The organism is Paractinoplanes maris, assembly GCF_023544465.1.
Taxonomy (GTDB): domain Bacteria; phylum Actinomycetota; class Actinomycetes; order Mycobacteriales; family Micromonosporaceae; genus Actinoplanes; species Actinoplanes maris.
The window spans coordinates 633576-644183 of the sequence record NZ_JALPVL010000004.1; the positions used below are offsets into that span (position 1 = coordinate 633576).

The following is a 10608-nucleotide window of genomic DNA, read 5'->3' on the forward strand; positions in this document are numbered from 1 at the left end:
TAACATCCGATTCTGCGGGCATCGGAGGGCGCGGGCAACTCAGGACTTAGATCACCGCTGCTCCGGGGCGTCGCCCGGGTCGGTGAGGGATCTGCTAGGGGTGTCAGCCGTCGGTGTGATCGACGCCGGCCGCGCCGGTGACTCAGGATGACGGGATGGTTCTGGCCGTTGTCCTCGTGCTGATCGGCCTGGGCGTCCTCACCCTGGGCGTACGGGATCTGTCGCGCGTCCGCCGGCTGCGCCGTGAGGGTCTGCGGGCCGTGGGCACGGTGACCGCCCACGAGCTCCGGCCCAGCGGCAGCTCGTCGATCGTCGTCGACTACCGGGACGACCTCGGCGTCCCGCACCGGATGACCAGCCCGCTCTCGTCGTACCTGCCGACCGTCGGCGTCGGCGAGCCGGTGACCGTGCGCTATGTGCCGGGCGAGCCGGCCAGTGCGCACCTCGACGACCGCCGCGAGAACACCCTCGGCACCGCCGGCCTCGTGGTCCTCGGCGTGGGCTTCACCGTGGCCGGAGTGGCGCTCGCCCTGCGGGGCGGCTGACACGCGAAACCCGGACCCTCGATCAGGTCCGGGCCGTTGCGGGCGTGCTCAGCAGTTGGTCGCGGTGCCCTTGCCGAACTTGCAGCTGTTGATGGTCTTGCCGGTGGCGCTGCGCAGGATCGCGGTGTCGCCGGTGTTGTTCCAGATGTACGCGCCCGAACCCCAGTAACGGTCGGTCGCGGCCGGCCTCCCGTTGGTCCCCTTGCCGGTGTGCACAGTCACCGACTTGCCCGCGCTCAACACGTACGAGCCGAACTTGTAGACGTGGTTCGCGGTGTCCCGGACCGTGAAGTCCTTGAGCTGAATGGCCTTCTTGGTGCTGTTGGACAGCCGGAACCATTCGCCGTTCAGGCTGGCGTTGCTGCGCGTGTCCGACCCCGGCGAGTCGTAATAGATCCGGCTGAAATACACCGGAGCCTCGGCTGCCTGAGCCGGCGTGGCCACGGCGACCCCCAGCATCGAGGCCGCAACCGAAACCGCGACGAGAAACCTCTTCTTCACCGTGTCTGCCTTCCGACGTGAACGGAGCCACCTGATGCTGCATCACTCAACGGTGTTTCCGGGTCACCGCAGTTCGGCCACACGGCCCGATCCGTCAGATGATCAGCCGACCGCAAATCGGCGTGCGGCCGTTCCGCCCGGTCCGTTACGGTCGCCGGATGAGCGAGCGGGCGACCTTCGAGCACCTGGTGGCCGAGGCCGGTGCCACTACTCAGGAGGGCTGGGATTTCACGTGGCTGACGGGCCGGGCCTCCGGTTCCGACCCGACCTGGTCCTATCCCGACCGAGCTCGCGAGCTGGTGCGGCACAGCGCAAGCCTGCTCGACGCCGACACGGGCGGCGGCGAGCTGCTCTCCTCACTCGGGCCGCTGCCCGACCGCACGGTGGCGGTCGAGGGCTGGGAGCCCAACCTTCCCGTCGCCCGGGGCCGGTTGGCCCCGCTCGGGGTGGACGTGCGCTTCGCTCCCGGGCCGGAGCTGCCGCTCGCCGATCGATCAGTCGATCTGGTCCTCAACCGGCACGGCCGGCTGAACCCGGCTGAGGTGGCCCGCGTCCTCACCCCCGGTGGCACGCTGCTGACGCAGCAGGTGGGCAGCGACGACTGCACCGGGATCAACGAGGCTCTGGGCGCCCCCGAGCCCTATGACCGGGCCTGGAACGCCTCCGTCGCCGCCGACCGGCTGACCGCGGCGGGCCTGGCCGTGATCGACGTCCGGGAGCAGTGGCCAACCTTGCGGTTCCACGACGTCGGAGCCCTGGTCTATCAACTGCGGGCCGTGCCGTGGCAGGTCCGCGACTTCACCGTCGACCGGTACGAGGCAGCGCTTCGCCGCATCGACGCGGGCATCCGGGCGACCGGCGAGTTCCGCGTGCTCGCCCACCGTTTCCTGATCGAGGCCCGCCGGAGCTGACCCTCACCGGAGCGCTGTGACCAGGGCGGGTGAGACGGCCCGTTCGCGGGTGCCCAGGCGGTGGGCGCTGATCGTCAGCAGGGTCAGGCTGATCACGCCGATCACCAGGTAGGCGGGGATCGTGGCGAACGAGTCCCAGGCGGCGTGCAAGGTCACCGCCACGACGAAGGTCAGCCCGAACGCGGCCACCGACGAGAGGGACCAGCGGCGGTCGGCCGCGGCCCACAGGGCGGTCGCGGTCAGGCCGGTCCAGGCCATGTGGGCGGCCGGGCTCAGGACGCCGCGCAGCAGCAACAGGCCGTCCACCGCGTGCAGGTCGCCCTGGCTCTGCACCAGCGCGACGAAGGCGTAGCCCATGGTCTCGAGCGCCGCGAAGCCGGCTCCGGCGGCCACCCCGACGAGCAGGCCGTCGGCCGGACGGCGGTGCCGGGTGAACAGCAGGACCGCGAGCGGGGCGATCAGCTTGGCCGACTCCTCGATCAGGCCGACCGCCACCTTGGGCAGCGTGCCCAGATCGTGCAGCGTGTCGAACTCGAGCGTGCCCGCCGCGGCCAGCCCGACCAGGCCGCCGACGAAGGCGATCAGGGCCACCGTGCCGCCGCCGACCGAGAAGGTCAGACGGCGGCCCCGGATGAAGGTGACGAACGCCGCCGGTACGAGCGCCGCGCCCAGCAGCAACAGGGACGGCACGAGGTTGGGGTTCTGGGTGTCGACCAGTGTGCGGCGCAGGATCTCGAACAGCGCGCCGCCCGCGACCAGCACCAGCAGCCAGGTGCCCTTCGGTGGCTGTCGCATCGGGCTCAGGCCACCGGGTCGATCGGGTTGAACCGGCCCACGATCAGCGGGTCGGCCGGGGTGAACGGCAGCTTGGGCAGGTCCTCGGGCGCGATGCCGAACTCGGTCGCGACCACGTCCGGGCGCAGTGCGCTCAGCGCGGCCCGGTAGCCGATGTCGCGCGGCATGGGCTGGTCGAAGAAGATCAGGAAGTGGATGTCGCCGTCGCCGATGTCCTCGATCTGGTGCGGGTAGGAGCGCGGGATGAAGTAGACGTCGCCCGGGTGCAGCTCGAAGGTGTCCGAGGTGCCGTCCGGGTTGAGGATCGTCATGCGGCCGGTGCCCTGGGCGATGTAGCCCATCTCGGCGGTCTCCGGGTGCCAGTGCGGCTCGCGCATGCCGTTGTCCGGGATCTTCAGCGAATACATCGAGACCTTGTCGAGCGCCGCCCAGAACTGGCTGCGGGCCGTCTTGACCGCGCCGTCCATCGACTGCACCGGCGGGGACATCGTCTCCACGTCGAACTTGAACGGGTCGGTGCGCCCGTCGTCGATCGTCGGCTCGGGCCGGGCCGGCAGGTCCTGGATCGCGGTGTCTCGCACCTCGTGGTTGCGCTTGCTGACCGCGCCGGCGTTCATATCGAAGGTGTTGCCGATGACCGCGTCGGTCATCACCGCGAGCGAGCCGGCCAGGCCGAACTCCTCGGGGCGTTCGTGGGTGAGCGTGGCGATGAACTCGGCCGTCTCGTCACCCAGCACCTCGATCGTGTGCAGCGCGCCGGAGGGCACGAAGAACATCTGGCCCACGCCGATGGTGAACCGGTGGTAGGTACTGCCGTTGTCGAAGATCGTGACCAGCGCCGAGCCGCGCAGGCAGTAGGTCAGCTCGTTGGCGTTGGTGTGCCAGTGCGGCTCGCGCAACGTGCCCGCCTCGAGCACCAGCCGGCGGATGGACAGCCGGCTCAGCAACGGGAAATCGTCGGCGCCCAGGCTCTGCACCGAGCCTCCCCGGTGCTCGCTGTCCGGTTTCTGGTCGCGCAGCGACATGACGTGGCGTGAGGTGGTCACGGTTCTCCTCCGATGCGAAAGGGATCGGCTCCCATACTTCAAAGCCGGGATCGCGAAGCCAATGTGGAGAAACGCCACCGGACTCCGGTGGCCGGTGGGTACCCCGGCCCCGATCGCTTCTCCCGGCTTCGTATCGCACATCTCAGTGATGCGCGGCATGTGCGGCGAGCGGACTATTCCGCCATGGCCGAATCTGACGCTGAAGTGGGCTCGCTTGCCGAGCTGCGCACGCGAGGGGGCGTACGGGGACGTCTCGCGCTGTTCGGGCCGGCGCTCGTCGCGGCGATCGCCTATGTCGATCCGGGCAACGTCGCGGCCAACACCCAGGCCGGTGCGCAGACCGGGTACGCCCTGGTCTGGGTGGTGGTGCTGGCCAGTGTCATCGCCATGCTGGTGCAGTACCTGTCGGCCAAGCTGGGCCTGGCCACCGGCCGGAGCCTGCCCGAGGTGTGCCGGGGCACGATGTCGCGCCGCCTCAACGTCCTCATGTGGGTGCAGGCCGAGATCGTCGCGGTCTTCACCGATGTCGCCGAGTTCGTCGGTGCGGCCCTCGGTCTGCACCTGCTTTTCGGCGCGCCGCTGCCGGTGGCCGGGGTCATCACCGCGATCGCGTCCCTGCTGCTGCTCCAGTTGCGTCAGCGGGGCGTTCGCCGGTTCGAGGCCGGCATCGCGGTGCTGCTCCTGATGACGGCGCTCGGTTTCGCGTACGACACGGTGATGCTCGACGACATCCGGTGGCCCGCCGTGGGTCAGGGCCTGGCTCCCAGCCTGTCCGGCGAGACCGCCGTGCTGCTGGCCGCGGGTGTGGTCGGCGCGACCGTGATGCCGCACGCGGTCTACCTGCACTCGGCGCTGACCGAGCACCGGGTCACCGCCCACGACGCGACCGGCCGGCGGTATCTGCTGAAGTTCCTGCGCCTGGACTGCTTCGCCGGGCTCGGCCTGGCCGCCTTGATCAACCTGGCCATGCTGCTGCTGGCGGCCGAGCTCTATGCCCGGCACCCGGGCGCGGACAGCTCTCTTCAGACCGCCCACGACCTGATCGGCGGGGCGCTCGGGGCGGCCGCGGCGGTCGTGTTCGCCGGCTCCCTGCTGAGCTCCGGCCTGGCGTCGGCCAGCGTGGGCACGTACGCGGGTCAGGTCGTCATGGCGGGCTTCGTCAACCGGCGGATCCCGGTGGTGGTGCGCCGTCTCGTCACGATGGTGCCGTCGCTGGCCGTGCTCGTCCTCGGGCTGTCGATCACCGAGGCGCTGGTGGCCAGCCAGGTCGTGCTGTCGTTCGGTGTGCCGTTCGCGCTCATCGCCCTGGTGCGGATCACCCGGCGCCGCGAGCTGATGGGCGACCTGGTCAACCGCCGGTCGACCACCGTGCTCGCCTCGGCCGCCGGCGTTCTGATCATCGGGCTCAACCTCGGCTTGATCGTGACGCTTGTCATGTGAGGGCGTGGATACCGCGTCTGAGCGATGTCCGGCCCGGGCCCGGCACAGCAGATTGGGGCCATGACGGTTCCGATGAAAAACGGCGAGGCGCTGATCGAGGCCTTCGCCGCGATCCTCGACACGACGACGGCCGACGCGGTCGACGAGGCCCTGCTGCGGCTGGGGCGGGCCGCCACCGACCTGGATCTCGGTCTCGACCTGCGGCCGCTGGCGGCCGTGGCGCACCGGGCGGCCGGCCGGCACCAGAGCCGCCGCCGGCGCGAGCTGTCACTGCTGGCCCTGAACCAGGCGCTGGCCGAGCTGGGACGGCACGACGACGCCGATCGGCTGCGGGCCGCGATCGTCGACACGATCCCGCGGCTGGCCCCGGGCACCGCGGCGGTGTGGCTGAGTGAGCACGCCGCCCGCAACGCGCTGCGGGTGCCGCTCACCGAGTCCACCGTGCTGCACGTGGGCCGCTCGGACGGGGAGCCGCTGGGCCCGGACGAGGTGGCCGCCGTCCAGCGCTACGCCCAGGCCGCCGCGAGCCGCCTCAGTGGGCTCGACGCCTGTCGCGAGGCCGGGCTGCGCCAGGACGAGCTGACCGGCCGGCTCGGCACGCTGGACCGGACCGGATCCATGATGGACACTCTGCTCGGCTTGACCACGGCACCGGAACCGCCGCTGCCGGCGGCCGTGGCCGAGGCTCTCTCCGCGGGTCTGGACACCGTGGCCGCCCTGCTCGACCCGGGCGGCCGGTTGATCGCCGCGTACCCGGCCGGGCCGGTGGCGGCCGCGCCGGAGCTGGCGCGGCGGGCGGCGGCCGACCCGGGCCGGGTGGCCGTCGAGCCGGGAGCCAGTTTCCGGTACGCGGTCGCGGTCGCCACCGTGGCCCGCTCGGAGGGCACGATCCTCGTGGTCCGGCGGGCGCCGCTCACCGGTGATGAGCTGGCCGCGCTGCGCCGGGCCGCGCACGTGCTGGCCGCGCTCCGGGTCCGGCAGAACGCGCTGCTCCAGGCGTACGAGGAAATGCGCACCGACCTGCTGACCGAGCTGCTGGTGGCGCGCCGCCCGCTGTCCCGCCCGGTCCGGGTGCTGGCCGAGGCCCGCCGGTTCCCGCTCGACCGGCAATGCCTGGTGGTCGCGATCGACGGTGAGGCCGCGCTCGGCCGGGTCGTCGCGGACGCGGCCGCCCTCCTCGGCGGCGTGGGCGGCCGGCACGACGGGACGCCGGTCGCGGTGCTGCCCGGTGACGACCCGCAGGCGGTGGTGGAAGCCTTGTCGGCCCGGATGCGCCGGGTCACCGGGGAGGCGCCGCGGATGTGCGCGTCCGATCCCACCGGCCCGGCCGCGGGGACGCTGCCCGAGGCGTTCGAGGCGGCCCGGCACGGCCTGGCCCTGTTGCGCGCGGCCGGCTCGGCCCACCGCTGTGCCACCACCCGCGACCTGGCCCTCTATCGCCCACTGTTCGACCCGGAGCGCTCCGGTGACGTCCGCGACCTGCTCGACGGGGCGCTGCGGCCACTGCTCGACTACGAGCGGGAGCACCACATCGACCTGGTCGAGACGGTCCACGTCTTCCTGGCCACCGGCGGCAACGCCAGCCAGGCCGCGCGCCGGCTGTTCATCCACCCCAACACCATGACCAAGCGCCTGGACCGGGTGAGCCGCCTGCTCGGCGACGGCTGGCAGGACGGCGTCGACGGCCTGCGCCTGCGCCTGGCCCTGCATCTGCGCTCGCTGGGGGCCGAGCAGCTTTACGACCAGGCCGGCTGAGGCCGCCGACCCGGTTCGCCGTCGCCTGAAAGGGGGTTGCCCTCACCGTCGAAAGTGTTGCGATACTGCTTTCGCTCAGTTTCCCCCCGGAGCGGAGGTCCGCCGTGGCCCGTGAGTCGTCACCGCAGCGCGCGACGCTGGCCGCCGTCGCGCGGGAGGCCGGCGTGTCGGTCCCGACCGTCTCCAAGGTGGTGAACGGCCGCACCGATGTGGCCGCCGAGACCCGCGCGCGCATCGAGACGCTGCTGGTGCGGCACGGCTACGTGGCCCGCGGCGCCGGCGGCGCCCAGTCCGCGGCGCGCACGGTCGACCTGGTCTTCGACGCCATGCAGACCCCCAACAACCTCAACATCATGCACGGCGCGCTCGAGGCCGCGGCGGCCGAGGAAGTCGACGTCGTCGTGGGCACCGTCCCGGCCGACCCGCTCGGCGCCTCGTGGGCCCGGCGGATGGCCGCGGCCCGCCGCGAGGGCCTGATCCTGGTCACCTCGGACATCAACTCGCAGCAGGCCCGGCACTTCGCCGAGCAGCACATCCCGGTGGTCACCATCGACCCGATCAACCTGCCCACCGGAGACCTGCACAGCGTCGGCGCCACCAACTTCAACGGCGGCATGGCGGCGACCACCCACCTGCTCGAGCTGGGGCACCGCCGGATCGCCTTCATCGAGGGCCCGCCCGGCGCGATGGTCGCGATCGCCCGCCTGCACGGTTATCACGCCGCCCTGGCCCAGCGCGGTCTGACCAGCGACCCGGAGCTGATGATGGCCGGCCCGTTCACGTTCGACACCGGCTTCACCGCCGCCCTCGAGCTGCTCGGGCGCGACCCGCGGCCGAGCGCGCTGTTCGCCTCGAGCGACGGGCAGGCGCTGGGCGCGATCGAGGCCGCCCGCACCCTGGGCCTGCGGGTGCCCGAGGACGTCAGCATCGTCGGGTTCGACGACATCTCGGCCGCTCAGTGGTCGGCCCCGCCGCTGACGACGATCCGGCAGCCGTTCGCCGAGATGGGCCGGGTGGCCATGCGGCGGTTGCTGCGGCTGATCGCGGGCGAGGAGCTCGCGTCGCCGCGGATCGAGCTGGCCACTCAGCTGATCGTCCGGAAGTCGACCGCCGTGTTCCGCTGAACCGGGCCGAGAGGTTTCGAAAGTTTTCGAACCCTTGACATGACCTTTTCGCAATCTTACGTTAACGCCAGCTCGCCTTCCGGTGCTTCGAGTTCGGAGTTCAACGTGATCAATCGGCGTAATTTCCTCGGTCTCGGTGTGGGTGCCGGCGCGGCAGCCGCGCTCGCGGCCTGCGGCAGCGACGGCCCCAGCGGCGGCGGCAGCAGCACGGGCGGCGGCAGCGGTGGCGGCGCGGCCAGCTACTGGTCGCTCAGCGGCCCGCCCGGCGAGCCCGTTCGCAAGGCCGCGATCGAGCGCTTCAACAAAGCGAACCCCGACTCCAAGATCACCACGAACTTCTTCCAGAACGACGCCTACAAGCAGAAGATCAAGACCTCGATCGGCGCGAACCAGGGCCCGACGATGATCTGGGGCTGGGGTGGCGGCGGCCTCAAGGAATACGTCGACTCCGGGCTGGTCGAGGACCTGACCGACTGGTTCGGCCAGAACGCGGCGGTCAAGGACAAGATCCTGCCCTCCTCGTTCGGCGCGGCCACCGTCAACGGCAAGATCTACGCGATGCCGATCGAGACCGTGCAGCCGATCGTCCTGTTCTACAACAAGAAGGTCTTCGAGAAGGTCGGCGTCCAGCCCCCGAAGTCGTGGGGCGAGATCATGGCCCTGGTGCCCAAGTTCAACGCGCAGAAGATCGCGCCGTTCTCGCTCGGCGGCCAGTCGCGCTGGACCAACATGATGTGGCTGGAGTTCCTGCTCGACCGTACGGCCGGGTCCGAGGTCTTCGACAAGGTGTTCGCGGGTGAGAAGAACGCGTGGAGCGATCCGGCCGTCCTGGACATGCTGACCAAAATTCAGGATCTGGTGCGGGCCAACGGTTTTCAGAAGGGCTTCTCGTCGACCACGGCCGACTCGAACGCCGACCAGGCGCTGCTCTACACCGGTAAGGCCGCGATGATGCTGCACGGCTCGTGGTCGTACGGGATCCAGCAGTCGCAGGGCGGCAACTTCGTCAAGGACGGTGGGCTGGGCTGGATGAACTTCCCGGCCGTCGAGGGTGGCAAGGGCGACCCCAGCAACACCGTCGGCAACCCGGGTCAGTACCTGTCGATCTCGGCCAAGGCGACCACCGAGGCCAAGGACATCGCCAAGAAGTTCTTCTCGACGACCCTGGTCGACGACGAGGAGAAGGCGGGCTGGGTCAAGTCCGGTGGCGTGCCGGTGCTCAAGGGCAGCGAAAACCTGTTCACCGGCGGTGACGCCCAGTTCCTCAAGGACATGGCCGGTATCGCCAACGGGGCCAAGGTGTTCGCGCAGTCGTGGGACCAGGCGTTGAGCCCGACGGCGGCCGAGACGCTGCTGGACAACATCGCCAAGCTGTTCCAGCTCCAGGTCAGCCCGCAGCAGTGGGTGGACAGCATGAACGGGGTCATCGGGAAGTGACCGCCGCGGCCCAGCGGGTGAAGGGCGGCAACGTCGCGTGGATGGCCCTGCCCGCGTTTCTCATGTTCCTGGCCTTCGGGGTGATCCCGTTGCTGGGCGTGCTCGCGCTCAGCTTCACCACCTGGAACGGCATCGGCGAGATCGTGCCGTCCGGGCTGACCAGCTGGCGGGCCACCCTGAACGACCCCGGCCTGCCGCACGCCCTCTGGGTCACCTTCCTGATCATGATCCTGTCGTGGGCGGTGCAGACCCCGCTGTCGATCCTCATCGGGGTCTTCCTGGCCGCCAGCAAGCGCTACCGCGAGTTGCTCGCGGTGCTCTACTTCATCCCGCTGCTGCTCAGCTCGGCCGCCATCGCGATCACCTACAAGTCGCTGCTCGACCCGAACTTCGGGCTGGGCACCGGCCTGGGCGTCAGCTGGCTCAACCAGGACTGGCTGGGCAACTCGACGCTCGCGTTCGCCACCCTGATCTTCATCGTGTCGTGGCAGTTCATCCCGTTCCACTCGCTGATCTATCAGGGTGCGGTGCGGCAGATCCCGACGTCGATGTACGAGGCGGCGCAGATCGACGGGGCCGGCCGGTGGAAACAGTTCTGGAGCATCACGCTGCCGCAGCTGAAATACACGATCATCACCTCGTCGACGCTGATGGTGGTCGGCTCGCTGACGTTCTTCGACCTGATCTACGTGCTGACCGCCGGTGGCCCCGGTGACGCCACCCGGGCGCTGGCCCTGGCCATGTATCAGCAGGGCTTCCAGGCCAACCTGATGGGTCCGGCCAGCGCGATCGCTGTCATCCTGGTCCTCGTGGGACTCGGGCTCTCCCTGCTGCTGCGGCGGCTGGGCGGCCGGGCCGACGACAGCCAGCTGGAAGGGGCCTGACATGGGACGTCTGCTGCGGCTCAACTGGCTCGGCGGCACGTTCGGCTGGCTGTGGCTGCTGGTGGTGATGCTCCCGCTCTACTGGATCGTGATCACCAGCTTCAAGACGCAGGCCAACTACTTCATCACCAACCCCCTCGCGCCGGCGACCGATCTGACCTTCGAGAACT

At 70.4% G+C, this 10608-nt stretch carries 10 protein-coding genes; 7 read left to right on the top strand and 3 right to left on the bottom strand.

From position 1 onward, the window contains the following. The first annotated feature begins 155 nt into the window (after window positions 1-155). A complete protein-coding gene (locus NAG42_RS15070; RefSeq protein ID WP_250030855.1) occupies window positions 156-545 on the top strand; it encodes a DUF3592 domain-containing protein in 390 nt (129 codons plus the stop codon). A gap of 48 nt (window positions 546-593) precedes the next feature. Here the strand turns inward: NAG42_RS15070 and NAG42_RS15075 are convergent, their stop codons facing one another. Further along, window positions 594-1046, bottom strand: coding sequence for a lamin tail domain-containing protein (locus NAG42_RS15075; RefSeq protein WP_250030856.1), 453 nt, complete (start codon window positions 1044-1046; stop codon window positions 594-596). Window positions 1047-1204: 158 nt separating this feature from the next. On the opposite strand from NAG42_RS15075, the gene NAG42_RS15080 reads away from it, so the two are divergent. Then, window positions 1205-1957, top strand: a complete 753-nt coding sequence (locus NAG42_RS15080) for a class I SAM-dependent methyltransferase (RefSeq protein WP_250030857.1) — start codon at window positions 1205-1207, stop codon at window positions 1955-1957. Between the two features lie 3 nt (window positions 1958-1960). On the opposite strand, the gene NAG42_RS15085 is transcribed toward NAG42_RS15080, so the two are convergent. Continuing rightward, a complete protein-coding gene (locus tag NAG42_RS15085; RefSeq protein ID WP_250030858.1) occupies window positions 1961-2752 on the bottom strand; it encodes a PrsW family glutamic-type intramembrane protease in 792 nt (263 codons plus the stop codon). A 5-nt stretch (window positions 2753-2757) separates the two neighbouring features. Continuing rightward, window positions 2758-3798: a cupin domain-containing protein gene (locus tag NAG42_RS15090; RefSeq protein ID WP_250030859.1), complete on the bottom strand. Its 1041-nt coding sequence runs from the start codon at window positions 3796-3798 to the stop codon at window positions 2758-2760. A 183-nt stretch (window positions 3799-3981) separates the two neighbouring features. On the opposite strand from NAG42_RS15090, the gene NAG42_RS15095 reads away from it, so the two are divergent. The 5 genes from NAG42_RS15095 (at window position 3982) to NAG42_RS15115 (ending at window position 10438) form a co-directional block, all read left to right on the top strand. Further along, window positions 3982-5238 carry an Nramp family divalent metal transporter gene (locus NAG42_RS15095; protein ID WP_250030860.1) on the top strand — a complete coding sequence of 419 codons (1257 nt, stop codon included), beginning with the start codon at window positions 3982-3984 and terminating at the stop codon, window positions 5236-5238. 60 nt (window positions 5239-5298) lie between these two features. Beyond that, complete coding sequence (locus NAG42_RS15100; RefSeq protein WP_250030861.1) at window positions 5299-6993, top strand: helix-turn-helix domain-containing protein; 1695 nt, start codon at window positions 5299-5301, stop codon at window positions 6991-6993. 104 nt (window positions 6994-7097) lie between these two features. Then, window positions 7098-8117 (top strand): LacI family DNA-binding transcriptional regulator, encoded by a 1020-nt coding sequence (locus NAG42_RS15105; protein WP_250030862.1) that lies wholly within the window; start codon window positions 7098-7100, stop codon window positions 8115-8117. Window positions 8118-8222: 105 nt separating this feature from the next. Further along, window positions 8223-9554, top strand: a complete 1332-nt coding sequence (locus NAG42_RS15110) for an extracellular solute-binding protein (RefSeq protein ID WP_250030863.1) — start codon at window positions 8223-8225, stop codon at window positions 9552-9554. Beyond that, window positions 9551-10438 carry a carbohydrate ABC transporter permease gene (locus NAG42_RS15115; protein WP_250030864.1) on the top strand — a complete coding sequence of 296 codons (888 nt, stop codon included), beginning with the start codon at window positions 9551-9553 and terminating at the stop codon, window positions 10436-10438. Before NAG42_RS15110 ends, NAG42_RS15115 begins: the two co-directional genes overlap by 4 nt. Window positions 10439-10608: the final 170 nt, after the last annotated feature.

Coding starts and splice junctions, on each gene's coding strand:
- NAG42_RS15085 (WP_250030858.1), bottom strand. CDS start 2,752: ATGCGACAGCCACCGAAGGGCACCTGGCTGCTGGTGCTGGTCGCGGGC.
- NAG42_RS15080 (WP_250030857.1), top strand. CDS start 1,205: ATGAGCGAGCGGGCGACCTTCGAGCACCTGGTGGCCGAGGCCGGTGCC.
- NAG42_RS15095 (WP_250030860.1), top strand. CDS start 3,982: ATGGCCGAATCTGACGCTGAAGTGGGCTCGCTTGCCGAGCTGCGCACG.
- NAG42_RS15100 (WP_250030861.1), top strand. CDS start 5,299: ATGACGGTTCCGATGAAAAACGGCGAGGCGCTGATCGAGGCCTTCGCC.
- NAG42_RS15070 (WP_250030855.1), top strand. CDS start 156: ATGGTTCTGGCCGTTGTCCTCGTGCTGATCGGCCTGGGCGTCCTCACC.